The sequence below is a fragment of the Faecalimonas sp. LCP19S3_D12 genome (assembly GCF_052121495.1).
Classification (GTDB): domain Bacteria; phylum Bacillota; class Clostridia; order Lachnospirales; family Lachnospiraceae; genus Faecalimonas.
In genome coordinates, this window is the sequence record NZ_JBQKED010000014.1 from 1 (window position 1) to 17,161 (window position 17,161).

Genomic DNA, 17,161 nt, shown 5'->3' on the forward strand with positions numbered 1-17,161 from the left:
GTTAGTTCGTAACGTCTTGACATAATATCAGCCCCTTTTTCTTTATTTTACCATGAAAGAAGGGCTATAAACAAATATTTTGTGCACTTTTTAATTTTCAAACACGCTCTAATATATTATATCCTATTACACGCTTTATTTCGGACGATATCCTTGTATCCAATATTGTCTTTTGTATTGTACTCAGTCTATTGAAATTGTCCTTTTGTTCTTTCATATAATCTGTCCAAAATTCAAAATTAGACCATCGTTCTGGAATCATATCCGCTGGAATCTGAATCTGTTTTAAACAGCAGAACAATACAATCACGCCCACTATGAAAAAAACTCCAAACCAAATATATCTTTCTATTCTAGCGCCACTTCCTCTTGCCTCATTCCACACTAGTTTTAACAATAATATTGCCATAAGGACCGGAATCCCTAAAAGGAATGATTCTAAAGTAAACATAATCAGAGTGTAGTCAATTACGTTTCCATTGCCATACTTCATTTGCAGAGACTCTTCCTGCATTTTCACAGAGTTTTCTCCACTTATATCAAATGCTACCCTATGAAAAGAAACAATATTTTCCTTTAAAGGCTCATATACAAAAAGCTTTTCTTTATGGTCAATTACACCGACGATCTTATAAGAAGCTTCCTGATATTTAATCGAAAGTCCTTCGACATTTGTATCACCAAATAACTCATATGCTAAGGAAGAGCTAATCAGACAACTATTATTGCTTTGTGCATCAAGCACCGGAGCATCTGAAAATAACAAATCACTTCGACCATGCAATGCCAGTACAGAGGCATCTGTAACTCGTGAAAGCGCCGTATTTTCTACTGTCATTCCTGCATATTCCGACCAAAACGTACATCGATTGTCTTCTGTCTCAGACATTGGAAATCCTGCTTCTCCAACATTTACAAAAGACAATATCTGTGTGTATTCCTCTAGCCTCTGCATATGATGTGTTGCCAATATATAAGAGCAGATTGTCAAAAATGCAACAATCCCAAAAACAATCTGCTTTTTATGCGCTCTCACTGTTTCTGCGGTTTTACACGACCGCCTTCTTGAATCTGTTTTGTGGAAGATATGATAAATTTTTGTTCGACTCCCAAACCTTCTAATGCCACATAGCGTTCTCCCTTATATTTTACGTTCACATTTACGCGTTGTGCAACAGATTCTGTCCCAAGAATTGTTTTCTTTTCATCAATTGCATAGACATAATATTGCTCATCTTCTCCTTGATGCAGCGCCTCTAATGGAACACATTGCGCATAATTTTCCTTTTTAGTATTAATTTTAACCTCAATAGCAGTTCCAATTGATAACGTATTTTTCGGAATCAAAATACTTGCTTCTATTTCATTTCCGTTCTCTACATTCTCCTGTACTGCCATAATCTCAAGTTCTCCAACTGCTTGAATCTCCTTTTCCATAAGCGCGTCGGATACCAATTCCACCTCTGTACCATTTGTGATATATTCCTTGTACTCTGCCGGAAATGGTATTTTGAGTATCATATCTGCCGATGCATCTGCAATCATGACATCTGCTGTTCCGGTGGTCATCCCGCCTGTCTGAATATTCACCGCTGAGACGACTCCGTTAATGGGAGATGTCACTTTTCCTTCCATTGTTTGAAGCTCTTTCAAAACCGAAAGCTGCTTTTCTATATTTTTCTTCATCAGCTCTGTCTGTTCAACAGTAGTATCCTTTGCTTCTGGTAAATTTGCGGAATCAATCGCTTTTTGTGCCTGATAAAGAGACTCATCCTTTGCTGCAATTGCCGCCTCATATGATTTCTTCGCTTCCTGAAGGCTCTGCAAAAGCTCTTGTTCCGTTTTTTCTGGGTATAGCGAAGGATCATTCTGAAATTTTCTATACTCATTTTCTGCTGTTGTCCAATCTGCTTCTGCCGCAGCAATCTCTCTGTCTGCAATCTGTGCCGCTCGTTCGTAATCTGCCACAGCCTGTGACTGCGCGGCTTGTTTGGACTGCTTCGTCACTGCCTGCACACTTTTTGCTGATTCAATCTGTAGTTCAATCCCTTTTAACTCATTTTCTTTTTCTTCTATCTCTTTTCCAAGCTTCTCTAAATTCAATTCATACAGTGTATCTCCAATTTTCACTGCCTGTCCTGCCAATACGTGAACCTTTTTGATAATCTTCTGTTCTTCTGTAGATACCGGAACAATTTCTCGCGCTTCCACAACACCACTTCCGCTAATATCCGGTCCCAGCTCCATTTCTTCTGCTTTTCCAAGCATTACTTTTGGAGTGCTTATATTGTATGCTGCTCTTGATAAAATCGTAAAGGCAGCCATAACTCCAAAGAAAATTGCAATTACTTTTATTAGTTTTTCTTTCATCTGTCTACTCCTTCATGCTCATATAAGAAATTCCTTTTTCCAAATACTCCTGTCCTAAAAAGAAAACAAGCATTGTTGGAATTAGGGAAATTACAGATGTTACAAATGCAATTCCTGCATTGTCCGCCTCAATCACCGGCAAAAATATGGACATAGGCCACAACGTCTTGTCTTTTAGAAAAGTAAGTGGTTGTTCAATCAGATTCCAGCACTCCAAAAAACTCAGAACCATCGCCGAAAAGACGCCCGATTTCCCAAGCGGTATCCCAATTTTAAAGAAAATGCAAAATTCTGTTGCCCCATCAATCCTTCCAGCCTCAATCACTTCATTCGGAATCTCTCGAAATGAATTATACATAATAAAAACCGGAAAGGTCGAAAATATACTTGGCAAAATCAATGCCCAAAGTGTATCCAAAAGCTGTAATTTGTCCAATACTAAATAATTGGACAGCATCATCACTTGGAACGGCATCATCATCAGAATAATATACAGCATAAACAGACTCCTGCGGAATGGGAATTTATACTTTGCAAATCCCCATGCGGCAGGTACTGCAAATAATAGCTGTCCAATCAAACTACCCAATGTAATTTTTACAGTATTCCAAAATGTTACAAAAAATTCTGGAGTATCTAGAAGCATTGCAATCCAAGAGCGTAACGTTGGCTCTGTTGGAAGCAGATGCCATTTTGCATATCCACCTGTTCCGTCTATAAGTGGCGAAAGCAGCTCTGTAAGTTCTGCATTCCCCATAAAAGAACCTATACATACAAAAACAATTGGATAGCAGCAAAAAAAGATCAATACAAGCAGTATCGTCTTTGACAATATTCCTTTCATTCCTGCTTTCCTCCTATTTTCCAAAGGCTCAATATCAAAATTATCATAATAACCGATAAGCTGACAGCTCCGGCAGCCATCTTATCTAATTCCAAATCCCGAAACCAGTTATTAAACAAATGTTGTAATAGGTACATACTTCGGTTTGGATAATCTCCTGCGACCAAATATGCTTCCCGAAAAACCTTGAAAGAATTAATAATAGACAATACAAGTACTGTAAAGAATGTACTTTTCAGATTGGGCAACGTGATGCGAAGAAAACACTGCCACTCTCCTGCCCCATCCACCTTTGACGCCTCGTAAATCTCATTTGGAATCATGGCAATTCCCGCCAGCCAAAGGATAATACAGTATCCTAAATTTTTCCAAATGTAACTGAACACCAATACATAAAAGGCGCAAGAATCATTCATCCAATCCACGCTATCCATTCCAAAAATGTGTAATATTCCATTTACAAATCCGGCTTTATCAAACAAAAATTGCCACAAAATCACAACGGATGCAACCGGAATTACCATTGGTATCAAAAAACCAGTTTTAAAAAACTTTGTGTGAGCAGTCTTTTTTGCGAGCAGTACCCCAATCCCCAATGATAGAACAAGTAGAATTGGAATACAAATTCCGACAAACCGTCCGGTATTTGCTATCGCCAAAAGAAATGCCTTATTCTGAAAAATATTCACAAAATTCAAAGCTCCCACAAACTTTCCAGAAGCCGTCTGCATAAAAGCCCTCTTCAAAACATCCATATATGGAATCAATACAAATACCAATACACCAATAAAACTAGGGAGGATAAATAAATATCCCACCCATTTTTTTTTCTTTTTCATAAGTTACTCCGCCTGATAAATCTCTACTTTTTCAATAATTGCATTGACTACTTGGTCTAACGCTTCCTCCCCATAAACATATTTTTTTGCCTGTGTCAGAATTTCCTCAAACACCGTCAGCTCCACAGAAGGCATCGTGTCTGCTTCACTTAAGAAGTTTACAAACTCCTCTGCCTCATCCGCGTTCAGCTTATTAATACGAATCCCTTCCGTGCTGTCCTGTTCTGGATACATGGTTGTCAACTGTTCCTTTGTCTCTGATATTGGGAGTGTATTCATAAAACTTGTCTTATTCACACTGAACGTCCAATCATACCGATCCATATTCTCAGAAGATAAAAAGTACGATACAAAGGCTTTCGCAGCCTCTTTATTTTCGCTAGATGCAGTTACACCAAATATCCACTTCGGAATAAATTGTTTTCCATTTTCTTTATTCAGATATTCGTAGAACACAGGCGTATTTGCACTCACACTTTTCAATTGAGCCAATATCTGCCCCATACCTAACACATCTACAGAAATGACATTCTGCTGAAATGCCATAGTCAAACCGCCGTCTCCAAAATAGTTTGGATATGTATCTATCATTTCTTTAAACGGAGGTACTTCTTGGTAATATGGTAATTCCAAATCAATATTGGATGCATCAAAAAGTATTTTTGTTTCCTCCAAGAATGTCACCAAAGCCTCTTTATTGACTGCGTTTTCTTTTGTAATAATATCATTCCACGACGTCATCAGAAGTAACGGAATACTTTGTGTTGCATTACACGCAATTCCTTTAATCTGTTCCTCTGTCCGTGTCTGAATTGTTCCTGAGATGTCCGCCACTTCCTCTGATGTCACTGCATCCTCTCTTCCCATGATAATTGGTACTGAGAAAAGCGATGGTACTGCATACAATTTATCTTTCTTTGCATATGCCTGAAGTATATTCTCAAACAAGTCTTCTCCGCTTTCTTCTACTGTTTTTATCGTGTCACTCAAATCCTCCAATACACCTTTTTCTATATAATCGTTGACTGGAAGACCGTCCATTAAAATAATATCAGGACCATTTCCCGCCATAATCTCTGTATTCAGACTGCGAACCGCATCTGAAACGGTCATTCCGTCTTCGCCACTCATTCCAACTTCTAAAACCGCATTGTAATCTCGAAACTTTTCATTAAACAGTGTAATACTTTGTTTAAGATTTTCATTTTCCCGCAGTGTATACAATCGAACTACATCAGATTTTTTGTTTCCCTGATTATGCTTATCCGCCTTGTCTTTTGTTTCCCCATTTGCACAGCCAGATAAGACCATTGCAAATAAAATAAGTATGCCTATTAATCGTTTCATTATTATTTATTCTCCTCCGCTTTTTTATTATTGTCCCAAATATTATCTCGTTCAGCAAGTTTCTCTTGTTTTGTTAGAATTCCCTTATCCATTTCGTATACCTGCTCACACAAAACACAAATAAATTGATACCAAAATACATTGAAGCGGTGTCTTTGCATGGTATCCTCCGCTTTCCTTTCGTAAAATCTGAAAATTCGATAAATATAGCAGCACTTGAATTGGAGTGACAATGAGACACCCAATAAGACATAATACCGTGTAACTTCCAATATTCAATATCCATTTTTGAAATAAATAGATACACCATTCTATATCGTCTTTCTGTATTATTTTCTTATCCCACAAAAAAAATGCCATTCTTTCTGTTACTTTTAGAAGCATATGTATTTCTCCTTTGTAACTTTAGAATAACATTTTTTTTATTTTTATCAATAATTTTGTTCCCAATGGACAATTTTTGTTCCCAACGGATATCAATTCCAAATAGCAGTAAATTGAAAGATTCCATTTTCACATGCAATCTCACCTGTTCCCCCACTGTCTTCTACCGCCTGCAGTGCATTTTTTAAGCCATATCCATGAAGCAGCCTATCTTCCTTGGTTGATGCAAATTGTTCAAAATGACTCTGTTTTTCCCCATTTGTTGCATTTTGAATAGATAAGATCGTTTCAAGATTGTCTGACAAAAATTTCACCTTGATATATCGCCCCATCTCCTGCTTTCGGCATGCTTCAATCGCATTATCTAAAATATTAGATAAAATTACAACTATTTTTTCCTGCTTAATATCAAATGTATGCAGATCATTCAATTCAAAAAAAACCGGAATCTGTTCCCTTTTACAGACATTGTATTTTTGATTCAGTAACGCGTCGATAATGGGATTCTTTGTATAAACTGCCTGCATTTTTTCCTCACTTTTTTCTGTTAATTGCCCAATATATGCCCTTGCCTCTTCTGTATGCTTAGGATTTTTCAATAACTCTTGAAGTGTATATAGATGATTTTGAAAATCATGTGTCAATTTTCTTTGCTCCTGCAAATGATTCCGTACTAATTCTGCCTGCTTCTCTTCTGCCTGTATTTGCTGAGTGAGAATTAGATTACTAATTTCTATCTGTTTCTTTTTCTCCAATTCTGTCTCTAAATATGCATAAATAAATGTTCCTGCAAGTAATAACACAATATCCAAAAATAGTATAAATGTAATCTCATTGTTCTTTATAAGGTCATACACGACAACTGTCAAATTCAAAATCATACAAATCGGAACAACCAAAATCTGTCCCCACTTCAAAACAGAAAATTTCTCATCCTTCCGCCTGTTTTCCACTATCTTAGAAAAGATAATACAACTGTAAATCAACATGATTTTTGATAAGAGAGCAACTATGATATATGCAAGTTTGCTGTTATATAATGTGCCTATATCCGTATTTAAAATTAGTAAACTTCCTGCCATCCCCAAATAATCCACTGCGTACAAAAGAATGTAATACATTGCAACTAAAAACAGTTTCTTTAGTTTTTCTCCCTGATAAAGCAATTGAAGAAAGAAAAAGAAATTGAATATAGCTAACACAGATTTTATCGTTGTTGTTCCAACAAAATTAAAAAAGAGACCTAACATTTCAAAAAAAATAATACCGCCGATGATGGCAATAATCATTACCTTTTTCCCATGGAATCTTTTTTCAAAATAAACATTTGCAACTATTAAAAATCCGATTAATTCCATAAAAACAAAGATACAATCCAAAAGTAGTACCATTTCTACCGCCCTTTCCACATCACATACTGATGTACAATTTCTGAATACCGCTCTTTGCTGCACGGCAGTTCATTTCCATTGTCTAAAAAAAGTATCCGATTTTTAATCTTTATTACATGCTCCAAATTGACAAGATAACTCTTATGACTTCGCAAAAATCCTTTTTCACAAAGCATTTTCTCCATATCTGATATCTTACCATACTGCTTATATTCGTCTTTTTTTGTATGTATCAGCAGATACCGTTTATAACTTTCTACATATACAATATCTGAAAGCCGCAATTCTATCTGCACATTTTCAGTTCGTACTTCTATTGTCTCCATATGAAGTTTCAACTCTCTCATTACATCATTCATAGCTAAATAAAATGTCTGTTCCAAATCTTGTTTCAATAAATAGCGAAACGCATTAACCACGTATCCATAAGGCGCCATTTCTATATGGGCAGAAATATAGATAATCGGTGTGTCTATTCCCTGTCCTCGAAGTTCCTTCGCCACTTCAACTCCATTTTTCTCCACCATATTCATATCTAGAAAGATTAAATCGTATACCGATATATCACTTTGCAAAAATGACTCCGCATTTTCATAACAGTGTACTTCTACCGTCATATCTCTGTCCATATAATAGTCCGTGGTCAGCTGTTGTATCTTGTCTAAAAACACAGTCTCATCATCACAGACTGCAATTTTCCATATTTTTGTCTTTGCTCCCATTTTTCTCCCTAGCCTACCTTAATCTCCCGCTCTCGTACCGCATCACAGTCCGCAGATATTGCATCACCGCCGCATACCGTTCTTCCAATTCCCCATCATTCTCTACAAAATCAAGGCTCTGCGCTACGATTCCGATAAATTCTTCCGTAATCTCGGATTTTCTCTTTTGCAAAAAATCTATTTTTTCTTTTGTCGAAGACAAATCTAAAAACTCCCAGATAAGGGAACGGTCATCCTCTCTCCTGCCTTCCTCATCTGTTTCTAATTCAAACCGATATTCTTGCTCTATTTCTGGATATTTTTCTTTATCCACTTTGCTTGTGAACATCTCTAGCGGTCTTACATACAATTCCTGTTCGCCATATAATTGCCTGTACACAACCATCTCTTCCATCGTCTCCGAATGCTTTGCGATTCCAATAACCTGATACCGTCTTCCTTTAAAGTGTCGATAGCATTCCCCTTCTTTTGGTCTTCTATTATACTCCATATATCTTTCCTTTCCGGATGATTTCTAATACAATTTTGCACTGATGCTTTTCGGATTATATCCATTGTCTTCCAGTGCCTTTAGGATTTCTTTCTTGTGCTCTGTACCAAATGATTCCATCGTAATACGAAGCTCCACTGCTGCATTACGGTTTGTGCTGACAAACTGATTGTGTTCCAGTTTGATAACATTTCCCTGCGCTTTTGCGATTGTGTCTGCGACACGTACCAATTCTCCCGGCTTATCCGGAAGCAATACTGATACAGAGAAGATTCTGTCTCTTTGGATCAGACCGTGCTGCACAATAGACGACATTGTGATGACATCCATATTTCCGCCGCTTAGAATCGATACGACTTTCTTTCCTTTCAAATCAAGCTGCTTTAAAGCGGCAACAGACAACAATCCTGAATTTTCTACGATCATCTTATGATTTTCAACCATATCCAAGAATGCTCCAATTAATTCATCATCCTCCACAGTCACAATCTGATCTACATTTTCTTTCACATATTCTAATGTATTTTCACCGACTGTTTTTACAGCAGTACCATCCGCAATTGTATTTGCACTTGGCAGCGTCACAACATGTCCGGCTTTGAGCGCCGCTTTCATACTTGCCGCCTCCGCAGGTTCTACACCGATGACTTTAATCTTTGGATTCAGCATTTTCGCAAGTGTTGACACACCTGTGATCAGACCGCCGCCGCCGATTGGTGCCAAAATATAGTCAACCGTCGGAAGTTCCTGAATAATCTCCATTGTGATTGTGCCCTGACCGGTTGCAACGTCCAAATCATCAAACGGATGTACAAATGTATATCCGTGTTCTTCTGCCAGTTCATATGCTTTTGCACAGGCGTCGTCATATACATCCCCATGTAAAATCACTTCTGCTCCATAGCTTTTTGTACGATTCACCTTGATAAGTGGTGTCACAGTCGGCATAACAATTGTCGCTTTGCAGCCAAATGCTTTCGCCGCATATGCGACGCCCTGTGCATGGTTCCCGGCAGAAGCTGTGATCAGACCTTTTGCTCTTTCTTCTTCAGACAAGGTGCTGATTTTATAATATGCACCGCGCAGCTTATATGCTCCGGTATATTGCATATTTTCCGGTTTTAAATACACTTTTCCGCCTGTCTGCTGACTTAAGTAGTCACTGTATACCAGCTTTGTTGGATTCGTTACTCGTTTTACAATTTCACTTGCCTGCTCAAATTTTTCTAATGTCAACATATGGATTCCTTCTTTCTTTATTTTTATTACTCTTTGGTGAGAAACAGTGCATCTACAAAGTCATCGGAGTTAAATTTCTGCAAATCATCAATACTTTCCCCGACACCGATGTATTTTACAGGGATACCAAGTTCTGATTGAATGGCTACTGCAATTCCGCCTTTGGCTGTTCCGTCCATCTTTGTCAGCACGATACCTGTGATATCTGCAACATCTTTAAATTCTTTTGCCTGTGCTAACGCATTTTGACCGGTTGTTCCATCCAACACAACCAATGTCTCACGATACGCATCTGGATATTCTCTCTCCAAGACACGGTTAATTTTTCGAAGTTCTTCCATCAGGTTCTTTTTATTATGAAGACGTCCTGCCGTGTCCACCAAAAGAACATCTGCTTTTCGTGCCTTAGCCGCTGCAACCGCATCATATACAACCGAAGCCGGGTCAGATCCTTCCTGACCGCCAATCAATTCTGCCTCGGCACGGTTTGCCCATTCTTTAAGCTGCTCTCCTGCTGCCGCACGGAATGTATCTGCTGCTGCAAGTACGACTTTCTTATTCTGTGCCCGTAGTTTTCCGGCAAGTTTTCCGATGGTCGTCGTCTTTCCGACACCATTTACCCCAATGATTAATACAACCGATGTACGATTCTCGAACTCATATGCGGCTTCCCCGACATCCATCTGTTCTTTGATACTGTCAATTAAAAACTGCTTACAGTCTGCTGGCTCCTTAATATGGTTTTCTTTGACTTTTTTCTTCAGATCCTCAATAACTTCCATTGTCGCATGGACGCCCAAATCTCCCATAATAAGAATCTCTTCGAGCTCTTCATAAAAGTCGTCGTCGATGTTTGAAAATCCATTAAAAATACTGTCAATTCCGGATACAATATTATCCCTTGTCTTTGTAAGTCCGGCTACCAATCGTTTAAAAAATCCTTTTTTTTCTTCTCCCATAACTCCTCCTAATTCGTCAATTCTTTATCTAGTAAATCTACAGATACAAGGGTCGATACCCCTTTTTCCTGCATCGTAATTCCATATAGTCTATCTGCCGCAGTCATCGTTCCTCTACGATGCGTAATCACAATAAACTGCGTGTTTTTTGTCAGTTTATGCAAATATCTCGCATAACGGTCGACGTTCGAGTCATCCAGTGCAGCCTCAATCTCATCAAGCAGGCAGAACGGGGATGGTTTCAAATTCTGAATTGCAAACAACAGCGAAATGGCTGTCAATGCTTTTTCGCCACCCGAAAGCTGCATCATATTCTGCAGTTTCTTTCCAGGAGGCTGTGCAATGATGCGGATTCCCGCCTCCAGAATATCTTCTTCCTCCTGAAGTTCCAATGTCCCTTTTCCGCCTCCGAATAGCTGCTTGAACACCTTATCGAATTCCACACAGATTTCCGCAAAACGTTCCCTGAACTGTTTTCGCATGGCTGCATCCAGCTCCTCGATAATCTGTTTTAATGTCGCTTCCGCCTCAATCAAGTCATCATGCTGATTCTTTAAAAATGCATATCTCTCTGATACTTCCTTAAAATCCTCAATCGCATTAACATTGACATTTCCAAGTAAACGAATCTCATTTTTCAAAGCCTGTATCTGTTTTTTGATAAACGTAAGATCCGTCAGGTTCTCATCTTTGATCTTCAACGCCATATTGTAAGTCAGCTCATATTCTTCCCACATATAGTTGATCTGCTTTTCTGAAGCCTGCTCAAATGCTTCTTTCTGACTGTTCAAACGAAATGCTTCTTTGTCCAGATCTGACATGTGTTTGGAAAGTGCTTCTCGCTCTGCAAGAAATGCTTTATGTTTCTTTGTGAGTTCTTCTTTCTGACTGCTATAAGACGCAATCTCTTTTTGAATCTCCTCAAACAATTCTTTCGAATTTGCAATCGTCAGCCGAATGTCTTCAATCTGGGTCTCTTTTTTCCTAATCTCTTCGGATGCATCCCCTTTATTAGCACGAAGTGCAGACAATTCCTCGTTGAATTTCGTGATCTCCTCCTGAATACGCTGCTCATTTTCTAACAGGAACTGATATTTCTGTTCCATTGCAGCATAAGCGAGATGCACTTTCTCAGATTCCAAAAGCTGTTTACTTTCTCGTTCACGTTCCTGATCTAACTCTTTTTGATAGCTTGCAATCTGTTCCGTCAATTCTTGTTCTAATTTTTCGGAAGTTTCCAATTCTACCTGAATCGATGCATGATTTTCTCGAATTTCCTTTATCTGCCGTTCCAACTCAGCTCCTTCTTCATGAATCTTGCTTGAAACCGCCTTCGCATCTGCTTTCTTTGCCTTAACCTGCTCTGCATTCATCTTTGCCGTATTCTGGATGACATAAGCCTTCTGAAGTTGCTGCTTGATAACCTCTATCTTACTGTAGTAGTCCGCTCTCACCTCTTTTTCGTGTTCCACTTCCTGCTCCATCTGATCCATCTCGCTTTTCAGCTTTTCGACAGTCTTTTCAAATTCTTCAATCTCACGACGTCTGCTCAAAAGATTGCTGGAATTGCGGAAGGCTCCACCGGTCATTGCTCCGCCTGGATTAATCAACTCTCCTTCTAAAGTGACAATGCGAAGTGTCTGCTTATATTTTTTTGCCAGCGCCACCCCGTGGTCAATATGCTTTACAACAACTGTTCTTCCAAGCAAATGATCGGCAAGCCCTCTGTATATTTCTTCCACCTTGACAAGTGTATTCGCAAGCCCGATCACCCCCTCCTCTTGAAGAGCCTCGTTTTGTCGAATACCGGCAGTTCCATTGATACTCGTCAGCGGGAGAAATGTCGCCCGACCGAATTTATTCTGCTTCAAAAACGTAATCATCCGCTTTGCCGTCTCTTCATTATCTGTTACGATGTTCTGGATACTTCCTCCAAGGGCAGTCTCCACCGCAATCTCATACGCTTTGTCCACTTTGATCAGATCTGCAACAACACCTAAGAGTCCTTTTTCCTGCTCTTTCTTTTCCATGACTTTTCGGATGCTGTTCCCATATCCGTCATAGCGCTCTGTAATATTCTTTAACGACTCTAATCTAGATTGTTCCCGGTGAAATGCAGTCTGTCCGATACGCAGCTGTTCGTTCTTTTTGGCAATCGTCTGCTGCAGGGCGGCTATCTTTTCTTCATATGTTTTATTCTCTGTGACATATCCGGAAATCGTCTGTGCAATTTCCTGAAGCTCTGCCTCGAACTTTGCAATGAGCTCATCGTGCTCGGATGCCTCGCTTTCCACGGCAATTAATTTTTGATGCATCTCCGAACGGCGCACCTGAATCTGTTCCATCATCGAGTCATAGCGCTGTTTCTTTACCTTCGTAGCTGTGCGATTATTCAGAATCTCCATAATCTGATTCTGATTCTCATCAATTGCCCCTGTAAGTTCCGCACTCTTTGTTTGAATTTTCAAAAGCTGTTGCTGTGCTGCCTTCTCCTGTTCCTCCTGCTCTGACAACTTTTCCTGAATCTGAAACTTATCTTTTCCCATCGCCGAAAGATTCTTTTCCCTCTCAGACATTTCGTTATAAATCGTCTTAGAGCGCTGTTCAATGTGCTCATCATTCATTCGTGCCGTGTTAATCTGCTCTTTCAGGACCTCAATCTGACCTTCCAGCTGCTGCTTTAATAATGTGGTCTCATTCAACTGACTCTTAGCCTTCTCCATCGCAGCGTCAATCTCATCGGTCTTTAGTTCAATCGCCTCATATTCTGTCTTCGTATTTTCATATCGTGTCGTTGCCTCTGCAAGCTCTTTTGTTGCATTCGTAAGCTTCTCAGCTACTCCTGCAATTTCTTTTTTAAGTCTCTCAGTTTCCAGCAAAAACAGGTTGATATCATATGTTTTCAAAGATTCTTTCTTTTTCAGATATTCTCTAGCCACTTCAGATTGTTTTTCCAAAGGTCCGATCTGTTTTTCCAGTTCGGCAAGAATATCATTTACACGAACGAGATTCTGCCTTTCTTCCTCCAACTTCTTCACAGACATATTTTTTCGCTTTTTGAATTTTACAATTCCGGCAGCTTCGTCAAACAGCTCTCTTCGTTCCTCAGGCTTTCCACTTAAAATCTTATCGATCTGCCCCTGCCCGATAATTGAGTATCCTTCTTTTCCAATTCCGGTGTCATAGAACAATTCATTGACATCCTTCAATCGGCAAGGACTTCCGTTGATCAGATATTCACTCTCACCGGAGCGGTAAATCTTACGAGCAACTGTCACTTCCTCAAAATCAATCGCAAGCTGATGATCTGAATTGTCCAGAGTGATTGCAACAGATGCATAGCTTAATGGTTTTCGATTCTCAGTGCCTGAGAAAATAACATCCTGCATGTTCCCACCTCGAAGCTGCTTTGCGCGCTGTTCACCAAGCACCCAGCGCACGGCATCTGCGACATTACTCTTTCCACTTCCATTCGGTCCTACAATCCCGGTAATTCCATTATGGAACTCGAATAAAATCTTATTTGCAAAGGACTTAAAGCCCTGTACTTCAATACTTTTTAAATACATCCTACACCTACTTTATGTTCTTCTCATGCAACTTTAAAATCGCATGGTATGCCGCTTCCTGTTCTGCTGCTTTCTTTGTCCTTCCAGTTCCCTCTCCATAACACTCCTCGCCAATATGAACAGCAACCGTAAACGATTTATTATGATCCGGTCCCTCCTCTTTTATAAGATGATACACCACTCCATATGGGAAATGCGCCTGCACAATCTCCTGCAGGATAGTCTTGCTATCATAAAAGAGTTTCTTATGCTCCAGATCATTCAAGACAAATTTTAAGATAAACTCTTTTGCATTAGCAAAACCACCATCTAAATAAATTGCACCGATGAGTGCTTCCAGTGCATCGGATGTGATGGAGTCCCGCTCTCTTCCTCCTGTATTCTCTTCTCCTCGTCCCATAAACAAATATTGGCCAAGCTCAAGCTCTCTTGCACAGAACGCAAGGGAAGGCTCGCAGACCATGCTTGCTCTCGTCTTTGTCAATTCTCCCTCAGGCATCTTTTGATCTGCAAAGAACAAAAATTCGCTGGATACAAGCTCTAGTACCGCATCTCCCAAGAATTCCAGACGTTCATTACACTTATATTTCGGCAAATGTGTTTCATTCGTATAAGAGCTGTGCATCAATGCTGATTTTAACAACTCCTGTCTGTGGAAAGTATATCCGATTCTTTCCTGTAACTCTCTCATTGTCTGTTCCATAAAATCTTCCTTTCTAAACGCGAAAAAGCCCTACGCAGGGCTTTTTCATGATTTGATTAGTTAATCGCATTCTTAATCTGTTCTACTGCGTCACCAACTGTAACGATCTTTTCAGCTTCCTCATTGTCGATCTCAATGTCAAAGGTTTCTTCAATTCCCATAATAATCTGGAAAATATCTAACGAGTCTGCGCCCAGATCATCCACAAATGTTGTATCCATTGTGATATCTTCTGCTCCTACATTTAATACATCCACAATAATTTCTTGTAATTTTTCAAATTCCATTTCTTTCTCTCCCTTTGTCTCAGAATCTTTTATTCCTGATTCTCATTTTCTTGTTTTTGTATACGTTCTTTTATTTTTTCATTAATTCCCTGCTCTTTGAACGTTACACATTGAATAATTGAGTTGGATACCTCTTTTGCCTTGGAACTTCCATGTGTCTTTACTACAAGTCCATTCAAACCAAGCAACGGTGCACCACCGTGTTCACTTGCATCAAAGCTTTTTAATGTCTCTTTCAGTGCTGGTTTCACTAGCAAAGCACCTATCTTACTTCGAAGCGAAGTCATCATACCTTTTTTCACTTTGCTGATTAGCACTGCACCGACTCCTTCATAAAGTTTTAAGATAACGTTTCCGACAAATGCCTCACATACAATTACATCTGCCATTCCATGTGGAATCTCGCGTGCTTCAATGCTTCCTATAAAGTTGATATCCTCACATTCTTTTAGCAGCGGGAATGTCTCTTTTACAAGTGCGTTCCCTTTTTCCTCTTCTGCACCAATATTCACAATCGCAACCTTCGGATTCTTCACACCCACAACATGTTCCATATAGATCGAACCCATCTTTGCAAATTGTACCAAGTGAGAAGGTCTTGCATCTACATTAGCGCCACAGTCAATTAGCAATGAAACACCTTTTTCTGTCGGCAATAATGGTGCAAGCGGTGGTCTCTCCACGCCTTTGATACGACCGACTAAAAGCTGTCCTCCGACAAGAATCGCTCCTGAACTTCCGGCAGAGACAAATGCATCCGCCTCTCCTTTTTTTACCATATTCATCGCGACTACGATTGATGATTGTTTTTTCTTACGAATTGCCATGACCGGCGGTTCTGCTGTCTCGATCACTTCTGGCGCATCTATAACTTCAATCTGTTCCCTATCGTAAGTATATTTTTCTAATTCTTTTTGTACAATATTCTCCTGACCTACAAGAAAGATCTTAATATCTTTTCTCTTGCTGATGGCATCCATTGCACCTTTTACAATCTCTACGGGTGCGTTATCTCCACCCATGACATCTAATGCTACTTTTGTAATTTCTGACATGCTATTACCTCCTGCACTGCTAACAGTAATTTTACTAGACATCACTCTAAAAATCAATATAAACTTTTTTGGAGTTTCCATAGTTTTTTTCGACAATCACTCATTTGCCGCCGGATTTATAGGCAACTTTCAAAATCCTTTCTAATGAAAAGAAGGTTATCAACAGATAACCTTCTCCTACGCTTTTCATTAGTCAACGCTAACAATCTCTTTTTTATTGTAAGATCCGCAAGCTTTGCATACTCTGTGTGGCATCATTAATTCTCCACATTTGCTGCATTTTACTAAATTTGGAGCGCTCATTTTCCAGTTTGCTCTTCTTTTATCTCTTCTAGCTTTAGAAGATTTATTCTTTGGACAGATTGACATAGATTACACCTCCTTAAAATTCTTAAAAACATCGCGGATAACTGACATTCTAGGGTCAAGGCTTGTATCTTCACAGTCACAAGTTCCCTTATTTAGGTTTTGACCACACATGTTGCAAATTCCTTTACAGTCTTCGCGACATAGAATTTTCATCGGCCATCCTATCAAAATCTCATTATAGAGTAATTTGTCTACGTCAAGATTATATCCGTCAATATAATTTTTTTCATCTAATTCCATCGCCTGTTCTTCATTTGACTCATCCAAGTCTACATTCTTCGTAAATTCCAAAACAAATTCTGTTGGAACCGTCTCTAAACAACGATCACACGGAATCTCCAACACAAGTCTGCTCTCTCCTGTAATCATGAGTTCGCGATTCTTCACATGTTTCACAACGATGTGAACATCCTCTTTCTCAAGAACCGAAAAGCATCCGAATTCTGAATGAAATTCTGTCATCTCCACCGAAGTAGTCTTATCAATTGTCTTATGATGTTCAGACAATACGTCTGATAGGTTTATTAACATATTGTTACTCCTATTCATACCTAAACTATTATAGCATGTAAATGATATTTGTCAACACTTTT

Annotated in this window: 17 protein-coding genes; all 17 read right to left on the reverse strand. The window is 39.1% G+C overall.

Annotated elements, in window-relative coordinates:
- Nucleotides 1-97 precede the first annotated feature (97 nt).
- Nucleotides 98-1,036: an ABC transporter permease gene (locus tag ACTQXY_RS05790; protein WP_441658697.1), complete on the reverse strand. Its 939-nt coding sequence runs from the start codon at nucleotides 1,034-1,036 to the stop codon at nucleotides 98-100.
- A complete protein-coding gene (locus tag ACTQXY_RS05795; protein WP_441658698.1) occupies nucleotides 1,033-2,370 on the reverse strand; it encodes an efflux RND transporter periplasmic adaptor subunit in 1,338 nt (445 codons plus the stop codon). Before ACTQXY_RS05795 ends, ACTQXY_RS05790 begins: the two co-directional genes overlap by 4 nt.
- 4 nt (nucleotides 2,371-2,374) lie before the next feature.
- Nucleotides 2,375-3,214: an ABC transporter permease subunit gene (locus ACTQXY_RS05800; protein ID WP_441658699.1), complete on the reverse strand. Its 840-nt coding sequence runs from the start codon at nucleotides 3,212-3,214 to the stop codon at nucleotides 2,375-2,377.
- On the reverse strand, nucleotides 3,211-4,053 hold the full coding sequence (locus ACTQXY_RS05805; RefSeq protein WP_441658700.1) for an ABC transporter permease subunit: 843 nt from the start codon (nucleotides 4,051-4,053) through the stop codon (nucleotides 3,211-3,213). The genes ACTQXY_RS05800 and ACTQXY_RS05805 overlap by 4 nt, the downstream gene beginning before the upstream one ends.
- 3 nt (nucleotides 4,054-4,056) lie before the next feature.
- Nucleotides 4,057-5,400, reverse strand: coding sequence for an extracellular solute-binding protein (locus ACTQXY_RS05810; protein ID WP_441658701.1), 1,344 nt, complete (start codon nucleotides 5,398-5,400; stop codon nucleotides 4,057-4,059).
- A gap of 105 nt (nucleotides 5,401-5,505) precedes the next feature.
- Nucleotides 5,506-5,784: an accessory gene regulator B family protein gene (locus tag ACTQXY_RS05815; RefSeq protein ID WP_441658702.1), complete on the reverse strand. Its 279-nt coding sequence runs from the start codon at nucleotides 5,782-5,784 to the stop codon at nucleotides 5,506-5,508.
- Nucleotides 5,785-5,876: 92 nt separating this feature from the next.
- The gene (locus ACTQXY_RS05820) at nucleotides 5,877-7,175 is read right to left on the reverse strand and encodes a GHKL domain-containing protein (RefSeq protein ID WP_441658703.1); all 1,299 of its coding nucleotides are present in this window, start codon (nucleotides 7,173-7,175) and stop codon (nucleotides 5,877-5,879) included.
- Nucleotides 7,176-7,177: 2 nt separating this feature from the next.
- Entirely contained in the window at nucleotides 7,178-7,897 is a 720-nt protein-coding gene (locus tag ACTQXY_RS05825; RefSeq protein ID WP_441658704.1) for a LytTR family transcriptional regulator DNA-binding domain-containing protein, read from the reverse strand.
- 13 nt (nucleotides 7,898-7,910) lie between these two features.
- Nucleotides 7,911-8,387: a DUF1653 domain-containing protein gene (locus tag ACTQXY_RS05830; protein WP_441658705.1), complete on the reverse strand. Its 477-nt coding sequence runs from the start codon at nucleotides 8,385-8,387 to the stop codon at nucleotides 7,911-7,913.
- 24 nt (nucleotides 8,388-8,411) lie between these two features.
- Nucleotides 8,412-9,626: a threonine ammonia-lyase gene (ilvA, locus tag ACTQXY_RS05835; protein WP_441658706.1), complete on the reverse strand. Its 1,215-nt coding sequence runs from the start codon at nucleotides 9,624-9,626 to the stop codon at nucleotides 8,412-8,414.
- Nucleotides 9,627-9,652: 26 nt separating this feature from the next.
- On the reverse strand, nucleotides 9,653-10,585 hold the full coding sequence (gene ftsY / locus ACTQXY_RS05840) for a signal recognition particle-docking protein FtsY (protein WP_441658707.1): 933 nt from the start codon (nucleotides 10,583-10,585) through the stop codon (nucleotides 9,653-9,655).
- A gap of 8 nt (nucleotides 10,586-10,593) precedes the next feature.
- Entirely contained in the window at nucleotides 10,594-14,154 is a 3,561-nt protein-coding gene (gene smc / locus ACTQXY_RS05845; protein WP_441658708.1) for a chromosome segregation protein SMC, read from the reverse strand.
- A gap of 7 nt (nucleotides 14,155-14,161) precedes the next feature.
- A complete protein-coding gene (rnc, locus tag ACTQXY_RS05850) occupies nucleotides 14,162-14,857 on the reverse strand; it encodes a ribonuclease III (RefSeq protein WP_441658709.1) in 696 nt (231 codons plus the stop codon).
- 56 nt (nucleotides 14,858-14,913) lie between these two features.
- Nucleotides 14,914-15,144: an acyl carrier protein gene (acpP, locus tag ACTQXY_RS05855; RefSeq protein WP_441658710.1), complete on the reverse strand. Its 231-nt coding sequence runs from the start codon at nucleotides 15,142-15,144 to the stop codon at nucleotides 14,914-14,916.
- Nucleotides 15,145-15,173: 29 nt separating this feature from the next.
- Nucleotides 15,174-16,199: a phosphate acyltransferase PlsX gene (gene plsX / locus ACTQXY_RS05860; protein WP_441658711.1), complete on the reverse strand. Its 1,026-nt coding sequence runs from the start codon at nucleotides 16,197-16,199 to the stop codon at nucleotides 15,174-15,176.
- A gap of 189 nt (nucleotides 16,200-16,388) precedes the next feature.
- Nucleotides 16,389-16,568 carry a 50S ribosomal protein L32 gene (rpmF, locus tag ACTQXY_RS05865; RefSeq protein ID WP_004612498.1) on the reverse strand — a complete coding sequence of 60 codons (180 nt, stop codon included), beginning with the start codon at nucleotides 16,566-16,568 and terminating at the stop codon, nucleotides 16,389-16,391.
- 3 nt (nucleotides 16,569-16,571) lie between these two features.
- Nucleotides 16,572-17,099: a YceD family protein gene (locus ACTQXY_RS05870; RefSeq protein WP_441658712.1), complete on the reverse strand. Its 528-nt coding sequence runs from the start codon at nucleotides 17,097-17,099 to the stop codon at nucleotides 16,572-16,574.
- Nucleotides 17,100-17,161 lie beyond the last annotated feature (62 nt).

Excerpts from the sequence above, each read along its gene's own strand:
- ACTQXY_RS05815 (WP_441658702.1), bottom strand. The coding sequence starts at position 5,784 with ATGCTTCTAAAAGTAACAGAAAGAATGGCATTTTTTTTGTGGGATAAG.
- ACTQXY_RS05795 (WP_441658698.1), bottom strand. The coding sequence starts at position 2,370 with ATGAAAGAAAAACTAATAAAAGTAATTGCAATTTTCTTTGGAGTTATG.
- rnc (WP_441658709.1), bottom strand. The coding sequence starts at position 14,857 with ATGGAACAGACAATGAGAGAGTTACAGGAAAGAATCGGATATACTTTC.
- ACTQXY_RS05800 (WP_441658699.1), bottom strand. The coding sequence starts at position 3,214 with ATGAAAGGAATATTGTCAAAGACGATACTGCTTGTATTGATCTTTTTT.
- acpP (WP_441658710.1), bottom strand. The coding sequence starts at position 15,144 with ATGGAATTTGAAAAATTACAAGAAATTATTGTGGATGTATTAAATGTA.
- ilvA (WP_441658706.1), bottom strand. The coding sequence starts at position 9,626 with ATGTTGACATTAGAAAAATTTGAGCAGGCAAGTGAAATTGTAAAACGA.
- ACTQXY_RS05830 (WP_441658705.1), bottom strand. The coding sequence starts at position 8,387 with ATGGAGTATAATAGAAGACCAAAAGAAGGGGAATGCTATCGACACTTT.
- ACTQXY_RS05820 (WP_441658703.1), bottom strand. The coding sequence starts at position 7,175 with ATGGTACTACTTTTGGATTGTATCTTTGTTTTTATGGAATTAATCGGA.
- plsX (WP_441658711.1), bottom strand. The coding sequence starts at position 16,199 with ATGTCAGAAATTACAAAAGTAGCATTAGATGTCATGGGTGGAGATAAC.
- ACTQXY_RS05810 (WP_441658701.1), bottom strand. The coding sequence starts at position 5,400 with ATGAAACGATTAATAGGCATACTTATTTTATTTGCAATGGTCTTATCT.
- ACTQXY_RS05805 (WP_441658700.1), bottom strand. The coding sequence starts at position 4,053 with ATGAAAAAGAAAAAAAAATGGGTGGGATATTTATTTATCCTCCCTAGT.
- ftsY (WP_441658707.1), bottom strand. The coding sequence starts at position 10,585 with ATGGGAGAAGAAAAAAAAGGATTTTTTAAACGATTGGTAGCCGGACTT.
- ACTQXY_RS05870 (WP_441658712.1), bottom strand. The coding sequence starts at position 17,099 with ATGTTAATAAACCTATCAGACGTATTGTCTGAACATCATAAGACAATT.
- smc (WP_441658708.1), bottom strand. The coding sequence starts at position 14,154 with ATGTATTTAAAAAGTATTGAAGTACAGGGCTTTAAGTCCTTTGCAAAT.
- rpmF (WP_004612498.1), bottom strand. The coding sequence starts at position 16,568 with ATGTCAATCTGTCCAAAGAATAAATCTTCTAAAGCTAGAAGAGATAAA.
- ACTQXY_RS05825 (WP_441658704.1), bottom strand. The coding sequence starts at position 7,897 with ATGGGAGCAAAGACAAAAATATGGAAAATTGCAGTCTGTGATGATGAG.